Source organism: Cronobacter sp. 153480017-3, assembly GCF_053627815.1.
Genome location: NZ_JBSEYN010000004.1, coordinates 185590 through 202555, shown reverse-complemented (window position 1 = coordinate 202555; position 16966 = coordinate 185590). Strand labels below are relative to the sequence as shown.

The window sequence follows — 16966 nt, the reverse complement described above, 5'->3', positions numbered from 1 at the left end:
CGCGTCATGAAGAATCTGTGCAGATGGCTTGCGGCGGGGCTGCTGCTGGCGACCGTTTCAGCCCATGCCGCCTGTGGCTGGGCTGACTGGGACCGCTTCAAAGGCGGCTACATCAGCGAAGAAGGACGCGTGATTGACCCAAGCGATCCACGCAAAATCACGACGTCCGAAGGGCAGAGCTACGCGCTGTTCTTCGCCCTCGCGGCCAACGACCGCGAGGCGTTCGATAACATTCTTCAGTGGACGGAAAATAATCTTGCGCAAGGCTCGCTGAAAAACACGCTGCCCGCCTGGCTGTGGGGCATGAAAGGGCCGGACGAATGGACGGTGCTCGACACCAATTCCGCTTCCGACGCCGATCTGTGGATAGCCTGGAGCCTGCTTGAAGCGGGACGCTTGTGGAAAGAGCCGCGCTACAGCGACACCGGCAAAGCGCTGCTGGACCGCATCGCCAAAGAAGAAGTGGTGAACGTGCCCGCGCTTGGCGACATGCTGCTGCCGGGTAAAGTGAGCTTTGCCGAGCCGACGCTCTGGCGCTTTAACCCGAGCTATATGCCGCCGCAGCTGGCGCGCTATTTCACCCGTTACGGCAAACCCTGGACGACCATCCGCGATACCAACCTGCGCCTGCTGCTGGAAACGGCCCCGCAGGGCTTTTCGCCGGACTGGGTGAGCTATGAGGCGAAGAAAGGCTGGGTGATGAAACCTGCGGCACCGCAAAAACCGCTGATTGGCAGCTACGACGCCATTCGCGTTTATCTGTGGGTCGGCATGATGAACCCGGCGGATGAACAGCAGGCGCCGCTGCTCAAAAAACTCAGCCCGATGGAAACCGCCACAATCAAAGCGGGCGTGCCGCCGGAAAAAGTACGTGTTATCGACGGTAAAACCCAGGGCAACGGGCCGGTGGGCTTCTCCGCCGCGCTGCTGCCGTTCCTGCAAAACCGCGATATCCAGGCGCTGCAACGCCAGCGCGTGGCGGACAACTATCCGCAGCAGGACGCCTACTTTAGCTATGTATTAACCCTGTTTGGCCAGGGATGGGATGAACACCGTTTCCGCTTCACCGTTGACGGTGAGCTGCAACCCGCCTGGGGAGAGTCATGCACAAGTTCGCGTTAAGTATCACCGCGCTGGCGCTCGGCGTCGCCCTCAGCGGGCCGGCGCAGGCGCAGACGGATATCCGACAGCAGTTGCTCGAACAGGTGCGGCTTGGCGAAACGGCCAAACGGGATGATCTGGTGCGCCAGTCGCTCTACCGTCTTGAGCTGATGAACCCGGACGATCCGGATTTTATCGCCGCCAAAATGCGTTATCTGCTGCGTCAGGGCGATAACGCGGGCGCGCAACAGCAGTTTGCGCGCTTAGGCAAGCTCGCTCCGCAATCTTCAGCGTATCAACAGGCACGCATCACGCTTGCGCTGGCCTCCCCGGAAGGGCGTCAGCAACTGCAACAGGCGCGTCTGCTCGGCACGACAGGGCATACGCAGGAAGCGCTGGCGGCGTATCAAAAACTGTTTAACGGCGCGCCGCCGGATGGCGATCTGGCCGTTGAATACTGGGCGCTGGTCGCAAAAGATCCGGCGCGGCGTGACGAGGCCATCCGCCAGATGCAGGCGCTAAACGACCGCGCGCCGGGCAATGACCAGCTACGCACGCAGCTTGCGCTACAGCTCTTTTCCGCCAACCGCCAGCAGGAGGGTTTCAGCGTGCTGGAGCAGATGGCGAAATCGGGCGGCGGGCGCGAAACGGCGGCAGACCTCTGGTATCAGCAGATTCAGGGTATGCCCGCAAGCGACGACAGTGTCGCCGCGCTGGAGCGTTTCTTACAGGTGTTCAGCAGCGGTGATACCGCCGATAAAGCCAAAGGGCTGCTCGCTGAACAGCAAACTAAACTCGCCGATCCGGCTTATCGCGCCAGAATGCAGGGCATCGCGCGCGTTGAGCAGGGCCAGGGCGCCAAAGCCGTTTCGGAACTGACCAGCGCCGTAAAAGCGAACCCGAATGACAGCGAAGCGCTGGGCGCGCTGGCGCAGGCGTATTCTCAGCAGGGCAACCGCGCGCGCGCCGTGCCGCTGCTGGAGCAGGCGCTCAAACAGGATCCGAACAGCCCCAACAGCGGTCGCTGGCAGAGCCTGTTACAGGTGAACCGCTACTGGCTGTTAATACAGCAGGGCGACGCGGCGCTGAAAGCCAACAATCTGGCGCAGGCGCAGCAGAAATATCAGCAGGCCGCGACGGTGGATAACACCGACAGCTACGCGGTGCTTGGCCTGGGCGACGTCGCCGTGGCGAAGAAAGACGACGCGGCGGCCGAGCGCTATTACCGGCAGGCGCTGCGCATGGATAACACCAACAGCAACGCGGTGCGGGGGCTTGCGAATCTTTACCGTCGTCAGTCGCCGGAGCGCGCCGAAGCGTTTATCGCCACGCTCTCCGCCAGCCAGCGGCGCAGCATTGACGATATCGAACGCAGTATGACGAACGATCGCCTTGAGCAGCAGGCCGCCGCGCTGGAGGCCGAAGGGCGCTTCGCCGACGCCGCCGCAGTGCAGCGCCAGCGTCTGGCGCTCGACCCGGACAGTGTCTGGATAACCTACCGGCTGGCAAACGATCTGGCTTCCGCCGGTCAGCGCCGCGACGCTGATACCGTGATGGGCCAACTGGCGCAGCGTAAGCCGAGCGACCCGGAGCAGGTATATGCCTACGGGCTTTATCTCTCCGGCAGCGATCGTCAGCGCGCCGCACTAAGCCACCTCAATACGCTGGCGCGCGACAAATGGACGCCGAATATTCTTGAGCTGTCGCAGCGTTTACAGACCAATGAACTGATGGAGACGGCCAACCGTCTGCGCGACAGCGGTCAGGAGGCGCAGGCCATCGCGCTGTTACGCCAGCAGCCGCCTTCAGACCGTATCGATTTAACGCTGGCCGACTGGGCGCAGCAGCGCGGCGATAACGCCACGGCGCGCGCGCAGTACCAGACGGTATTAACACGCTCGCCCGCCAGCGAAGAGGCGCGGCTGGGGCTTGCGGAAGTGCTGATTGCGCAAGGCGATAACGCGGCGGCGCGCGAGCAGCTCGCGGCGCTGCAAACGCCTGCCGCAGGCGGTGAACCGCGCTCGCCGGGCACGCAGCGGCGCATTGCCAATGCCGAAGCGGCGCTTGGCGACACGGCGCGTGCGCAGCAGGTTTTCGCGGTGCTTGCCGCTACTGCGAAAACGCAGCCGCCTTCGCAGGAAAGCGCGCTGGTACTGCGCGACGCGGCGCGCTTTCAGCGTCAGAACGGGCAGCCGCAGCAGGCGTTGCAGACGTATCGCGATGCGATGGTCGCCTCCGGCATCACCCCGACGCGGCCCGGTGATAACGACGCCTTCACGCGGCTTACCCGCAACGACGCCAGCGACGACTGGCTGAAACGCAGCGTGCGCGGCGATGCGGCGGATCTCTATCGCCAGCAGGACTTAAACGTCACGCTCCAGCACGACTACTGGGGCTCCAGCGGTACGCCGGGGTATTCGGATCTGAAAGCGAACACCACGATGTTGCAGGTGGATGCGCCGCTGCGCGACGGCCGGCTGTTCCTGCGTACCGACGCGGTGAACATGAATCCGGGCAGCTTTAGCGGCAACAGTTATAGCGAAACCTGGGGCACCTGCGCCGAAACGCCCTGTTACGGCAACGCGAAACAGCGCGCCTCCGGCGTGAGCGTGGCGGCGGGCTGGCGCAACGACACCTGGGATATGGATATCGGCACCACGCCGATAGGCTTTGATGTTGTCGATGTGGTGGGCGGCTTAAGCTACAGCAGCGATCTGGGGCCGATTGGCTACACGCTGAACGCGCATCGACGTCCGATTTCGAGCTCCATGCTGGCTTTTGGCGGGCAGCGCGACGCGCCTTCTAATACCGGCACGACGTGGGGCGGCGTGCGCGCCACCGGCGGCGGGGCGAGCCTCAGCTACGATCGCGGCGAGGCGCACGGCGTCTGGGCCAGTCTTAACGCCGATCAGCTCACCGGCAAAAATGTCGCTGATAACTGGCGGGTGCGCTGGATGAGCGGCTATTACTACAAGCTGATTAACGAAAATAATCAGCGCCTCACCATTGGGCTCAACAACATGGTGTGGCACTATGAGAAAGATTTGAGCGGTTATTCTTTAGGCCAGGGCGGCTACTACAGCCCGCAGGAGTACGTCTCTTTCGCGGTGCCGGTCGCCTGGCGGATGAGAACGGAAAACTGGTCGTGGGAGCTTGGGGCGTCAGGCTCGTGGTCGCACTCCCGCACGAAGACCGAGCGCCGCTATCCGCTGTCGGGGCTTATCCCGACGCCTGTGATAAACGCGCAAAATCCGGCGTTAAGCCGTTACGCCGACAAGGACGCGCTGGAAGAAGGCAGCAGCAGCAGCGGCTGGGGTTATACCGCCAACGCGCTGATTGAAAGACGCATTACTTCAAACTGGTCGGTGGGTGCCGCCATTGATATTCAGCAGGCGAAGGATTACACGCCGAGCAATTTCTCGCTGTTTATCCGCTACTCGCAGGGCGGCTGGCAGGGCGATATGGATATGCCGCCGCAGACGCTGACACCGTACGCCGACCGGTAATAAGATTAATGCGCGTTCGGCCCGCCCGCGCGGTTAAATTCCACAACAATGCAGTATACTCCCGCCCGCAATGATAATTATGAGTGATTATCATGCGGGCAGTGGCATCAGTGGAGAATCAAGTTGCGAGTCAGTCGTTCCCTCACGATAAAACAGATGGCGATGGTTTCGGCCGTTTCCGTCTTTTTTCTTTTTATTTTCAGCGTCGTTTTGCTGTTTCATTTCGTGCAGTCGCATCGCTACCACACCGCCATGCAGATGGAGAGCATCGCCCGCTCGGTGCGCCAGCCGCTCTCTGCGGCCATTCTGAAAGCCAATATTCCGGAAGCGGAGGCGATCCTTCGCGAAATTAAACCCGCCGGCGTGATTAGCCGCGCGGATGTCGTGTTGCCTAACCAGTTCCAGGCGTTGCGCATGCGCTTTACGCCTGAGCGCCCGATTCCGGTGACGCTCGCCCGCGTCTTTGAGCTGCCGGTGCAGATCTCCCTGCCGCTCTATTCGCTGGAGCGGCCCGCCAACCCGCAGCCGCTCGCCTATCTGGTGTTGCAGGCCGACTCCTGGCGGATGTACCGCTTTATCATCAATGCGATTTCGACCCTGCTGACCACCTTCCTGCTGCTGGCGCTGATCCTCTCGGTGGCGATCACCTGGTGCATCAACCGCCTGATCCTGCACCCGCTGCGTGATATCACACGCACGCTGAACGCGCTGGACGCGCATGAACTGGCGCATCATCAGCTCACTATTCCGCGTCTGCATAAGGATGATGAGATCGGTATGCTGGTGCGCACTTATAACCGCAACCAGCAGGCGCTTGCACAACAGCTCGACGAGGCGCGCACCAGCGGCACTCGTTTCCCGCTCACCGGTTTGCCGAACCAGGCGTTGCTCGTCGCACTGCTTGAGCAGGCCGTCGCGAGCGGCGGTGCGACCGCGTTGCTGTATGTGGCTTGTGAGCCGCTGCGTGATATTGATGAATCGCAGCGCGAGGCGCTCCAGCGCGCGCGCGTTGAGAAGCTACGCTCGGTACTGACGCCGCGGATGGTGCTGGCGCAGATAAGCCAGGACGATTTCGCGATTATCGCGCACGGCGTAAAAACGCCGGAACACGCGGTGACGCTGACGCAACAGCTGCTGGCGGCCCTTAACGAACCGCCGGAGTCGGACAGCGGCGCGCCAGCGTGCGCGGCAAGTATTGGTGTGGCGATGTTCGATGGCCGCCAGAGCGCCTCGACGCTTTATCAGAGCGCGATTTCCGCCGCGCTGGACGCCCGGCGCAGCGGCGTCAATCAGGTGGCGTTTTTCGGCGAATCCCCGGTGAGCGCGCAGGAAAGCGCGATGCAAAATGCGCTGGCGCGCCGCCAGTACGCCGTCTGGCTGCAGCCGCAGGTGGATATGCGCAACGGCAATATTGTGGGTGCCGAAGCGCTGCTGCGCGAGCGCCAGCCGGATGGCGAGTGGACGTTACCGGTAGGGCTTATTGATAACATTGAGTCGAGCGGGCTTATCGTTACCGTGGGCGACTGGGTGCTGGACGAGGCGTGTCAGTTACTGGCGCGCTGGCAGGCGCACGGCATTATGCTGCCGCTGTCGGTGAATGTGTCGTCATTGCAGTTGTTAAAACGCGATCTAGTACAAACGATGCTGCAACGACTGGAACGCTACGCCATTGCGCCCGGCACGCTGATTCTGGAGATGACGGAAAGCCAGCGTATTGACGATACCGAAGCCGCCATCGCCATTCTGCGCCCCCTGCGCGAGGCGGGCGTGCGCATCGCGCTGGACGATTTCGGCATGGGGTATTCGAGCCTTAGCCAGCTACAGAAAATGAAAGCGCTGCCAGTGGACAGCCTCAAAATCGATAAGAGCTTTATTGATAACCTGCCGGACGATGACAGCGTGGTCGCGGCCATCATCAGCATGGCGAAAAAGCTTAACCTTGAACTGGTGGCGGAAGGCATTCAGAACGAGGCACAGCGTGACTGGCTGTTAAACGCGGGCGTGACGGTGGGCCAGGGGTATCTTTTCGGCAAGGCGGCGACGCCTGCGGCGTTTGAAGACGCGTGGCTGACAGCGCCGTGACGTCGCTGCAAAAGGTGTAAGGCATCATGAGCTGACGCGTTTCAGCTCATAAATCTTAACATTTATGTTTCCAATTTGATGCTCTGATATATCTGACATGTTTTACGGGTGTTACTTTTAGCGCTGCAGGCGGGATTTTAACACACAATTCCTGTGGTTATTGCCTTCAAGGACACCCCTATGAAACGCTCTCTTTTCAAAAGCCTCTATTTTCAGGTCTTGACTGCAATAGCCATCGGGATATTGCTCGGTCACTTCTACCCGGAGCTTGGCGCACAGATGAAGCCACTGGGCGACGCCTTCGTGAAGCTGATTAAAATGATTATCGCGCCGGTGATTTTCTGTACCGTCGTGACCGGCATCGCGGGTATGGAAAGCATGAAGGCGGTAGGGCGTACGGGCGCGGTCGCGCTGCTCTATTTCGAAATCGTCAGTACCATTGCGCTAATTATCGGTCTGGTGATTGTGAACCTTGTCCAGCCGGGCGCGGGCATGAACGTTGACCCGGCGACACTCGACGCTAAAGCCGTCGCGGTATACGCCGAGCAGGCGCAGCAGCAGGGCATCGTCGCCTTCCTGATGGATGTTATCCCTTCAAGCGTGATCGGCGCGTTCGCCAGCGGCAACATTCTGCAGGTACTGCTGTTCGCGGTACTGTTTGGGTTTGCGCTGCACCGTCTGGGCCGCAACGGTCAGCTGATTTTCAACGTCATTGAAAGCTTCTCGCAGGTCATTTTCGGCATCATCAATATGATCATGCGTCTCGCGCCCATCGGCGCGTTCGGCGCGATGGCGTTCACCATCGGTAAATATGGCGTCGGCACGCTGGTACAGCTCGGCCAACTGATCGTCTGCTTCTACATCACCTGTATTCTGTTCGTGGTGGTTGTGCTGGGCAGCATCGCTCGCGCCACTGGCTTTAACATTTTCAAATTCATTCGCTATATCCGTGAAGAGCTGCTGATCGTGCTTGGCACGTCGTCTTCGGAATCCGCGCTGCCGCGTATGCTCGATAAAATGGAAAAGCTGGGCTGTCGCAAATCGGTGGTGGGGCTGGTTATCCCGACCGGCTACTCGTTTAACCTCGACGGCACCTCCATTTACCTGACGATGGCGGCGGTGTTTATCGCCCAGGCGACCAACAGCCATATGGATATTTTCCATCAGATAACGCTGCTGGTAGTGCTGTTGCTGTCCTCAAAAGGCGCGGCAGGCGTGACGGGCAGCGGATTTATCGTGCTGGCGGCGACCATTTCCGCCGTGGGCCATCTGCCGGTGGCCGGGCTTGCGCTCATTCTCGGTATCGACCGCTTTATGTCGGAAGCGCGTGCGTTAACCAACCTGGTTGGTAACGGCGTGGCGACGATTGTGGTTGCGAAGTGGGTGAAAGAGCTCGATGAAAAACAGCTTAATGACACGCTGAATAACAAGAATTCTGCCGCTAAAACGCAGCAAATCTCCTCCTGATCTCACTCTTTAGCCCGCCGCTGCTTGCTCTGGCGGCGGGTGCCTGCGCATAATTAACGTTTATTTCACTCTATTGCGCGACATTTCCGCTTTTTTGCGGTCTAACGAAAAGTTTAAGCGCTATCTTTGGCGACGGGCCACAGCAGCCTTTTGTCGCCATTTGACTGTTTTTAACCAGGAATGTTGATCAGGGGTACACATGCAGGGCACAAGAATTCGACTTATCGCTGGCGGTTTACTGATGGCCGCCGCCAGCCTCGTGCAGGCAGAACCGCTCCAGCCCGACCCGGCCTGGCAACAGGGCACGCTGAGCAATGGGTTTCAGTGGCAAATCCTCTCCACGCCGCAGCGCCCGAGCGACCGCATTGAAATTCGCCTGACCGTTAACACCGGGTCGCTGGCTGAAAACACCCAGCAGAGCGGCTATACCCGTTTTCTGCCGCGTCTGGCGCTCACCCAGAGCGGGAGCCTACAGGCGGTGCAGGCGCGTTCTCTCTGGCAGCAGAGCATCGATCCGAAACGCCCGATGCCGCCGGTCGTGGTTTCTTACGATTACACGCTGTTTAACCTGAGCCTGCCGAATAACCGCAACGACCTGCTGAAAGAAGCGCTGACATATCTCTCCGATACCGCCGGGCGGGTCGCCATTACGCCGGAAAGCATCACCAAAGCCCTGCAAACCCAGGATATGGTCGCCACCTGGCCGGACACGCAGGATGGCTGGTGGCGTCAGCGCCTGAAAGGCTCGACGCTGCTGGGCCACGATCCGTCCGTCGACCTGAAACAGCCGGTAGACGCCAAACAGCTCGACGCTTACTACAAGAAGTGGTACACCCCGGACGCCATGACGCTTATCGTGGTCGGCAACGTTGACAGCCGCGCGGTGGCGGAGCAGATCAACAAAGCCTTTGGCGAGCTGAAAGGCAAGCGTGAGACTCCGGCCCCGGTGCCGACGCTGTCGCCGCTGCGTCGCGAGCCGGTCGCTATCATGACCGACAGCGTGCGCCAGGATCGTCTCTCCATTATGTGGGATAACCCGTGGCAGCCGATCCGCGAATCTTCTGCGCTGCAGCGCTACTGGCGTGCGGATCTGGCGCGCGAGGCGCTGTTCTGGCACGTTCAGCAGAACCTGAGCAAGAACAACATCAAAGATATCGGCATCGGCTTTGACTGCCGCGTGCTGTTCCAGCGCGCCCAGTGCGCCATTAACGTTGAATCGCCGAATGATAAGCTCGACAGCAACCTGGCGCTTATCGCCCGCGAGCTGGCGAACGTGCGCGAAAACGGCCTGTCGGTGGATGAATTCAACGCGCTGATTGCCCAGAAAAAACTGGAGCTACAGAAGCTGTTCGCCACCTATGCGCGCACCGATACCGATGTGCTTATCAACCAGCGGATGCGTTCGCTGCAAAATCAGGTGGTAGATATCGCGCCGGAGCAGTACCAGAACCTGCGTCAGAGCTTCCTTAATAACCTGACCGCCGCGGAGCTGAACCAGGATTTACGCCAGCAACTCTCGCAGGAGATGGCGCTTATTCTGCTGCAACCGAAGGGTGAGGAAGAGTACAGCGTGAAGGCGCTTCAGGAGACCTGGAACCGCATTATGACGCCTGTCGCCGCCGCGCCTGCACCAGATGACGCGCGCCCGGATGTCACCGACATTCCGCCTCCCGCTGACAAAAGCAATTAATCATCACCCGGCTCCGGCCGGGTTTTTTATGCGCGGCGGAAATAAAAAGCCCGGCGCGCAGGCCGGGCTCGTCGAAGACGTCAGGTTTAGCGCGGCATCGCCTCGCGCGGGATTATCGCGCCGCGATACTGAATCACGGTGCTGGCGGTCAGATGGCCGCGTTTTGCCGCCGCATCGGCGCTGCCGCCGGTGAGACGCACCGCCAGATAACCGGCGCTGAACGAGTCGCCTGCGGCGGTGGTGTCGATGACGCTCTCTTTCGGTAATTTCACCGCAGGTACCTCGCACAGCGCTTCGCCCGCCACCGCGACAAGGCACGATTCGGCACCACGCTTAATCACCACTTCACGCACGCCCGCCGCCTGGGTGCGCGCAATGACCTCATCAACCGGCTTCTCGCCCCACAGCGCGTCTTCATCATCCAGCGTCAGGAAGGCGATATCGGTGCAGCTCAGCATCTGCTGGTAAACCTGCTGCGTCTCTTCACGGCTCGCCCACAGGCGCGGGCGGTAGTTATTATCGAAAATCACTTTACCGCCGTTGGCGCGGCAGGTTTTCAGCAGGCCGAGCAGTTTTTCACGGCTGTGCGGGCTTAAAATCGCCAGGCTAATGCCGCTCAGGTAGAGATAATCAAAGTGCGCCAGCTGCGCGCAGATGGCGTCGGCCTCGTCGCTCTCCAGCCAGAACTTCGCGGCGGCCTCGTTGCGCCAGTACCAGAAGGTGCGCTCGCCGCGCTCGTCGGTTTCGATGTAGTAGAGCCCTGGCAGACGGTTATCCATACGCTGCGTGAGTTCGGTGTGCACGTTTTCGGCCTGCCAGGCATCGAGCATCTGCTGGCTGAACGGGTCTTTGCCAAGCGCGGTGACATAATGCACCGACAGCGCCTGCGGGCTTACCTGACGGGCGATATAGACCGCGGTGTTGAGCGTATCCCCGCCAAAGCCGCGGTTCATCTGCGCGCCTTTTTCCGACAGTTCAATCATGCATTCGCCAATCACGGCAATCTTGTGCTCTGACATAGTGACTCACCTGAAAACGAGAAGATGGGCATTAGTGTGTGCCGCCGCGATCGCGCAGTCAAATCTTTTAAAACGCTGTTCCATTATTTTTTGAGCTGTGCCCCTGTTTCTGAAGAAAAGCATTATTCTTTATAACCCTACGGGTCGGACAACTGTGCATAAAGTTCTCAACCGCAGCGCCGATAATTCCAGGACGAGTCCGGTAAACCCTCACATCACAGGACCCTTTACCATGAATTTAAAACAGGTCACTCACCGGCTGGCGCTGCCGTCGGCGAGTGTCGAAAGCCTGCAAGAGCGGCGTTACTGGCTGCAATGCGAGCGCACCTACACCTATCAGCCGATTTACCGCACCGACGGGCGTCTGCTGGCGGTTGAGTTGCTGACTATCGTCACGCACCCGAGCGATCCCTCGCGCCGCATCGCGCCCGACCGCTATTTCGCGGGGCTGCCGGTACGCTATCGCGTGGACGTCATTGAAGAGCAGCTACAGGTGCTGTCATCGCGCGCGCCGTTTTTCACAGAAAATAACATTCTCGCCTCCGTGAACGTGGATGGCCCGACGCTCATGGCGATGCGCGACATGCCGAAAATCCGCGCGTTAACGGAAGCGTTGCCGTGGGTGCGCTTTGAACTGGTAGAGCACATCAGCCTGCCGCAAGACTCGACGTTCGCGAGTTTCTGCGAATTTGGCCCGCTGTGGCTGGACGATTTCGGCACCGGCATGGCGAATTTCTCAGCGCTCAACGAAGTCCGTTATGACTACATCAAAGTGGCGCGCGATCTGTTCATCATGCTGCGTCAGAGCAGCGAAGGCCGCAATCTGTTCACCATGCTGCTGCAACTGATGAATCACTACTGCGAAGGCGTGATTGTTGAAGGCGTGGAAACGCTGGAAGAGTGGCAGGATGTGCAACAGTCGCCTGCGCTGGCCGCGCAAGGCTATTTTCTCTCGCGCCCGGTGTCTTTCGAAACGCTGGAAACGGTAATACTCAGACTCTCCTGATGAGCTTTGCGCTTTCGTCAACTATCTTTAGTTGAGGCAGGCATCATCAGGACGAGGTGTGAGGATGACAAAAACAACCAAAATTATCAGCGTGGTAGCAGGGGTTTTCTTGTTGCTGGTCGTGGTCGCCATCATCATTATCGCGACGTTTGACTGGAATCGGCTTAAGCCGACCATCAACCAGAAGGTCTCCACGGAGCTTAACCGCCCCTTTGCCATACGTGGCGATCTGGGCGTGGTGTGGGAGCGTAATAAAGACGAACCCGGCTGGCGAAGCTGGGTGCCCTGGCCGCACGTACATGCTGAAGATGTTGTGCTCGGCAACCCGCCGGATATTCCGCAAGTCACCATGATCCATCTGCCTCGCGTTGAGGCGACGCTCGCCCCGCTGGCGCTGCTCACCAAAACGGTTTACCTACCGTGGATTAAATTCCAGAAGCCGGACGCACAGCTGATTCGTTTGTCGGAAAAGACCAATAACTGGACGTTCGACATGAAGCAGAGCGAAGGCGAAGCGGCGCAGCAGCCGTCCTCCTGGTCTTTCCGGCTCGACAATATTCTCTTCGATCAGGGTCGCGTGCGGGTGGACGATAACGTCAGCCGCGCCGATGTGGAGATCCTCATCGATCCGCTTGGCAAACCGCTGCCGTTTAACGAAGTGACCGGTGACAAAGACAAAAAAGGGAACGATAAGGTTGGCGACTATGTCTTCGGCCTCAAGGCGCGCGGCACCTATAACGATCAGCCGCTGCGCGGCAGCGGGAAAATCGGCGGGATGCTGGCGCTGAAAAGTGAAGGCACGCCGTTCCCGGTGCAGGCCGATTTGCGCTCCGGCGACACCCGCGTGGCGTTTGTCGGGACGGTTAACGATCCGATGAACATGGGCGGCGTCGATTTACAGCTGAAATTCGCGGGGAATTCGCTGGGCGATCTCTATGAGCTGACCGGCGTGCTGCTGCCCGATACGCCACCGTTTGAAACGGATGGCCGGCTGGTCGCTAAAATCAACAGCGACAAAGGCTCAGTCTATGATTATCGCGGTTTTAACGGGCGCATTGGCGAGAGCGATATTCACGGCTCGCTGACCTACAGCCAGCGCAAACCGCGACCGAAACTGGAAGGGGATCTGGAATCGCGCCAGCTGCGGCTTGCCGACCTCGGCCCGCTGATTGGCGTCGATTCCGGTGCCGGGGCGGAGAAGAGCAAAAATTCCGAGCAGAAAAAAGGCGAAAAACCGGCGCAGCCGGGCGATAAAGTGCTGCCGCACGACACCTTTGAAACCAACAAATGGGACGTGATGGATGCCGATGTGCGCTTTAAAGGCCGTCGTATCGAACACAGCACGCGCCTGCCGATTAGCGATCTCACCACCCACATTGTGCTCAACAACGGCGATTTGCATCTCAAGCCGCTGAAATTCGGCATGGCGGGCGGCACTATCGACGCCAATATCCATCTCGACGGCGACAAGCAACCGATGCAGGGCGCGGCGGAAATTCAGGCGCGACGGCTGAAGCTCAAAGAGCTGATGCCGGACGTCGAGCTGATGCAGCGCACGCTTGGCGAGCTGAACGGCGATGCGAAACTGCGCGGCACCGGTAACTCGGTAGCGTCGCTGCTTGGCACCAGTAACGGCAACCTGAAGCTGTTGATGAACGACGGCGTTATCAGCCGTAACCTGATGGAAATTCTGGGGCTGAACGTGGGTAACTTTATCGTCGGGCAGATTTTTGGCGACGACGAAGTGCGGGTCAACTGCGCGGCGGCGAACCTGAACCTGACCAACGGCGTGGCGCGCCCGGAGATTTTCGCGTTTGATACTGAAAACGCGCTGATTAACATCACCGGCACCACCAGTTTCGCCGACGAGCGGCTGGATCTCACCATTAATCCGGAAAGCAAAGGGGTGCGCATTGTGACGCTGCGCTCGCCGCTGTACGTGCGCGGCACCTTTAAAGATCCGGATTACGGCGTGAAGCCGGGGCCGTTGATTGCGCGTGGCGCGGTCGCGGCAGCGCTCGCAACGCTGGTGACGCCCGCCGCGGCGCTGCTGGCGCTGATTTCGCCATCCGAAGGCAGCGAGAACCAGTGCAGCGCGATTCTGGGGCAGATGAAGAAGTAACAGGGTTTCATGGGCCGGTGGGTGCGCTGCGCTTACCCACCCTACTCAAGAAGATAAACGCCTCAGTTTGTAGGGCGGGTAAGCATAGCGCACCCGCCATAACGTAAAGGTGGGTGCGCTGGCGCTTACCCACCCTACTGAAGAAGATATACGCCTCAGTTTGTAGGGCGGCAAGCATAGCGCACCCGCCGCCAGGCGGATGCCGTCAAATCACCCGCCATTTTCGCTCTCAAATCCAAAAACAAAAAAGGCCGCCCGCGGGCAGCCTTTTCGTTAAATGCACACCATCACAGCGACTGGTGGCGCGTCTCTTTGGTGGCAATCAGCGCGATAAGCGTCAGTGCCGCCATCGCCGCCAGATAAATCCCTACATAAAACAGCCCGTAATTCGCCTGCAGCCAGGTGGCGATATACGGTGCCACCGACGCGCCGAGAATCGACGACACGTTGTAGGAGAACGAGGCACCGGTGTAGCGCACTTCGGTCGGGAACAGCTCCGGCAGCAGCGCGCCCATTGGGCCGAACGTCAGCCCCATCAGACTCAGGCCGATCAACAGATACGCCATTACCATCGCCTCACTGCCGGAGCCCAGCAGCGGTGGGAACACAAACAGCGCGAACAGCAGAATCAGCGTGGTGATAACAATCATGCTCTTACGACGCCCGAAACGATCCGCCAGCAGGCCCGCCACCGGCACCATCAGGCCAAAGCCAATCACTGCCATCATCAGCATCCACAGCACGTCGTTACGCGGGAAGCCCAGCCCGCCCTGCGCCGCTGGCGTGGTGCTGAAGGTCATTGAGTAGACCGTCATGATGTAAAACAGCGTATAGGTGGCGAGCATAATGAACGTGCCGAGTATGGTCACGCGCATATGTTTCGTCAGCAGCGTGCCGAGCGGTACTTTCACCTGTTTCTTCGCTTTGGCGATTTTGGCGAATACCGGCGTTTCATGCAGCGACACGCGCACATACAGGCCAATCAACACCAGCACGGCGGAGAAGATAAACGGCACGCGCCAGCCCCAGCTCATAAACTGTTCGTCGGTGAGCAGCCACGACAGCAGCAGGAACGTGCCGTTAGCGAAGAAGAAGCCGATAGGCGCGCCGAGCTGCGGGAAAGAGCCATACAGCGCGCGTTTATGCGCCGGGGCGTTCTCGGTCGCGAGCAGCGCCGCGCCGCCCCATTCACCGCCAAGGCCCAGACCCTGGCCAAAGCGCGCCAGCGCCAGCAGCAGCGGAGCCATAATGCCGATAGATTCATAGCCCGGCAGCAGGCCAATCAGCACCGTGGAAATCCCCATGGTCAGCAGCGAGGCCACGAGCGTCACCTTACGGCCCACACGGTCGCCGAAATGGCCAAACACGGCCGAGCCTATCGGGCGCGCCACAAAGGCGATGGCAAACGTCGCCAGCGACTGTAGCGTGGCGGCGGTCGGGTCGCCCTGCGGGAAGAAAATGTGCGGGAACACAATCACCGCCGCGGTGGCGTAAATGTAGAAATCGAAGAACTCAATGGCGGTGCCGATGAGCGAGGCGATGACGACCTTACTGCGCGAGTTGACGGGCGCGGCGTCGTGTTCGTTGTCGATGCTGGTGGCGATGGTTGCTTGCATAGAATTTTCTTATTGTAGTCACGTCGAAACCCCATATTAGCCACAGCAAAAACGACATTTCAATTCAGCCGGCACCGCGAAAGTGCGCAAAAACCAGGCAAAAAGCGGATAGTTTTAGCGCCAGCTTATTCTCTTCTATGAAATGCTTCACAGAATTTCATATTCAGTCGATAAAACTGGTTTTAGGTTAAATAAAAGTTACACCCTGGATTTTTATACTGAAAGGGAGGCGGCGGGCTGAAAAAATGCGTTTTTCCAGGCCCGCACGGAGGGATTACGCGGGGTTTTTACCCGGCATTTGCGGATCGTCTTTGTACTGTGCCGTCGCAATCCAGGCGGAGCAGAACAGCGTCAGGCGTGCAAAGAAATAGAAAAACGCCATCAGCCCCAGCACCGAGCCGAATGCCGCGCCGGACGGCGATTTCACGAGCGACGGCAGCGTATAGGTCATAATGATTTTGATAACCTCAAAGCCAATCGCCGCAATCACGGTGCCGCGCAGCAGCGCTTTGCGACGCGGCCGGTGGCGCGGCAGACGCCAGAAGATCCAGAAGAAAAGCAGATAGTTGGCACAGAAAGAGACGGCAAGGCCAATCAGATGCCAGACCGGCTTCAGCCAGCCGATGGCGTCCAGATGCAGCAGCCGGATAATCGTCTCCTGGGCGGAACCTGCGACGGACGTAATCGACATCGTGATGACCAGCGCCACCAGCAGCCCAATCAGGGAGATAAAATCGCGCAGGTATTTCACCCAGAATTTCTCTTTGTCGTCTTCCGCGCCGCGCTCCCAGTCGTCACGGAACTGCGCGCGGATCGCTTCTCGCAGGTAGCCCATCCAGTTCACACCGGAGTAGAGCGCTACGGCAAAGCCCACAATCCCGACCGTGGTGCGCTGCTCCACCGCGGCGTTAATGCTGCTGCTGAGCGTTTTGGCGAGCGTCGGGTCACTGACGCTTTGCAGAATTTTATTAAAAATGTCCTGAAGCAGGGTCGGGTGCGAGGCGAGCACAAAGCCTGCGACCGCAAACGACACCATCAGCACCGGGATCATCGATAAAAACGAAAAGTAGGTGATCGCGGCACCAAACTGGTTGCCCATACGTTCGTTAAACCGCTCAAAGGCGCGAAGCAGATGCGCGACTGCGGGACGGCGCTCTACTTTTTCCACCTTTTGTTTCACCGTACCGATAACGCCCTCGGCGGGTTTATCGTCGGCGTTTTTCTCCTCGGGGCGCGTATCCAACTGCGGGACAGGCTGATATTTCAGATCTTCGGTCGGGCGTTTAGCAGGCTGCTCCGGCGTGGTCATTAGCGTTGATTCCTTTTATTTTTTACAACTTGCTTCCAAGTATAGCCC

At 59.4% G+C, this 16966-nt stretch carries 10 protein-coding genes; 7 read left to right on the top strand and 3 right to left on the bottom strand.

Annotation, left to right across the window (positions count from 1 at the left end; translation table 11 throughout):
* The first annotated feature begins 6 nt into the window (after positions 1-6).
* The 5 genes from bcsZ to ACUW6V_RS11680 all read left to right on the top strand — a co-directional run bounded on the left by bcsZ (position 7) and on the right by ACUW6V_RS11680 (position 9846).
* Entirely contained in the window at positions 7-1122 is a 1116-nt protein-coding gene (bcsZ, locus tag ACUW6V_RS11700) for a cellulose synthase complex periplasmic endoglucanase BcsZ (RefSeq protein ID WP_007852866.1), read from the top strand.
* Positions 1104-4607 carry a cellulose synthase complex outer membrane protein BcsC gene (gene bcsC / locus ACUW6V_RS11695; RefSeq protein ID WP_454038376.1) on the top strand — a complete coding sequence of 1168 codons (3504 nt, stop codon included), beginning with the start codon at positions 1104-1106 and terminating at the stop codon, positions 4605-4607. Before bcsZ ends, bcsC begins: the two co-directional genes overlap by 19 nt.
* A gap of 123 nt (positions 4608-4730) precedes the next feature.
* On the top strand, positions 4731-6689 hold the full coding sequence (locus ACUW6V_RS11690; protein ID WP_454038375.1) for a sensor domain-containing phosphodiesterase: 1959 nt from the start codon (positions 4731-4733) through the stop codon (positions 6687-6689).
* Between the two features lie 180 nt (positions 6690-6869).
* Positions 6870-8156, top strand: a complete 1287-nt coding sequence (locus ACUW6V_RS11685; protein WP_004387635.1) for a dicarboxylate/amino acid:cation symporter — start codon at positions 6870-6872, stop codon at positions 8154-8156.
* 199 nt (positions 8157-8355) lie between these two features.
* A complete protein-coding gene (locus ACUW6V_RS11680) occupies positions 8356-9846 on the top strand; it encodes a M16 family metallopeptidase (protein ID WP_004387636.1) in 1491 nt (496 codons plus the stop codon).
* Positions 9847-9932: 86 nt separating this feature from the next.
* On the opposite strand, the gene kdgK is transcribed toward ACUW6V_RS11680, so the two are convergent.
* Positions 9933-10865, bottom strand: coding sequence for a 2-dehydro-3-deoxygluconokinase (gene kdgK, locus ACUW6V_RS11675; RefSeq protein ID WP_454038374.1), 933 nt, complete (start codon positions 10863-10865; stop codon positions 9933-9935).
* Positions 10866-11097: 232 nt separating this feature from the next.
* Here kdgK and pdeH point away from each other — a divergent pair, with 232 nt between their 5' ends.
* On the top strand, positions 11098-11871 hold the full coding sequence (gene pdeH, locus ACUW6V_RS11670) for a cyclic-guanylate-specific phosphodiesterase (RefSeq protein WP_104671940.1): 774 nt from the start codon (positions 11098-11100) through the stop codon (positions 11869-11871).
* Positions 11872-11935: 64 nt separating this feature from the next.
* Positions 11936-13993, top strand: a complete 2058-nt coding sequence (locus tag ACUW6V_RS11665; RefSeq protein ID WP_012126324.1) for an AsmA family protein — start codon at positions 11936-11938, stop codon at positions 13991-13993.
* A gap of 287 nt (positions 13994-14280) precedes the next feature.
* On the opposite strand, the gene ACUW6V_RS11660 is transcribed toward ACUW6V_RS11665, so the two are convergent.
* Both ACUW6V_RS11660 and yhjD read right to left on the bottom strand, forming a co-directional pair.
* Positions 14281-15609, bottom strand: coding sequence for an MFS transporter (locus ACUW6V_RS11660; protein WP_012126325.1), 1329 nt, complete (start codon positions 15607-15609; stop codon positions 14281-14283).
* Positions 15610-15883: 274 nt separating this feature from the next.
* Positions 15884-16918 carry an inner membrane protein YhjD gene (gene yhjD, locus ACUW6V_RS11655; protein ID WP_004388300.1) on the bottom strand — a complete coding sequence of 345 codons (1035 nt, stop codon included), beginning with the start codon at positions 16916-16918 and terminating at the stop codon, positions 15884-15886.
* Positions 16919-16966 lie beyond the last annotated feature (48 nt).

Coding starts and splice junctions, on each gene's coding strand:
- bcsZ (WP_007852866.1), top strand. CDS start 7: ATGAAGAATCTGTGCAGATGGCTTGCGGCGGGGCTGCTGCTGGCGACC.
- bcsC (WP_454038376.1), top strand. CDS start 1,104: ATGCACAAGTTCGCGTTAAGTATCACCGCGCTGGCGCTCGGCGTCGCC.
- ACUW6V_RS11685 (WP_004387635.1), top strand. CDS start 6,870: ATGAAACGCTCTCTTTTCAAAAGCCTCTATTTTCAGGTCTTGACTGCA.
- ACUW6V_RS11680 (WP_004387636.1), top strand. CDS start 8,356: ATGCAGGGCACAAGAATTCGACTTATCGCTGGCGGTTTACTGATGGCC.
- kdgK (WP_454038374.1), bottom strand. CDS start 10,865: ATGTCAGAGCACAAGATTGCCGTGATTGGCGAATGCATGATTGAACTG.
- pdeH (WP_104671940.1), top strand. CDS start 11,098: ATGAATTTAAAACAGGTCACTCACCGGCTGGCGCTGCCGTCGGCGAGT.
- ACUW6V_RS11665 (WP_012126324.1), top strand. CDS start 11,936: ATGACAAAAACAACCAAAATTATCAGCGTGGTAGCAGGGGTTTTCTTG.
- ACUW6V_RS11660 (WP_012126325.1), bottom strand. CDS start 15,609: ATGCAAGCAACCATCGCCACCAGCATCGACAACGAACACGACGCCGCG.
- yhjD (WP_004388300.1), bottom strand. CDS start 16,918: ATGACCACGCCGGAGCAGCCTGCTAAACGCCCGACCGAAGATCTGAAA.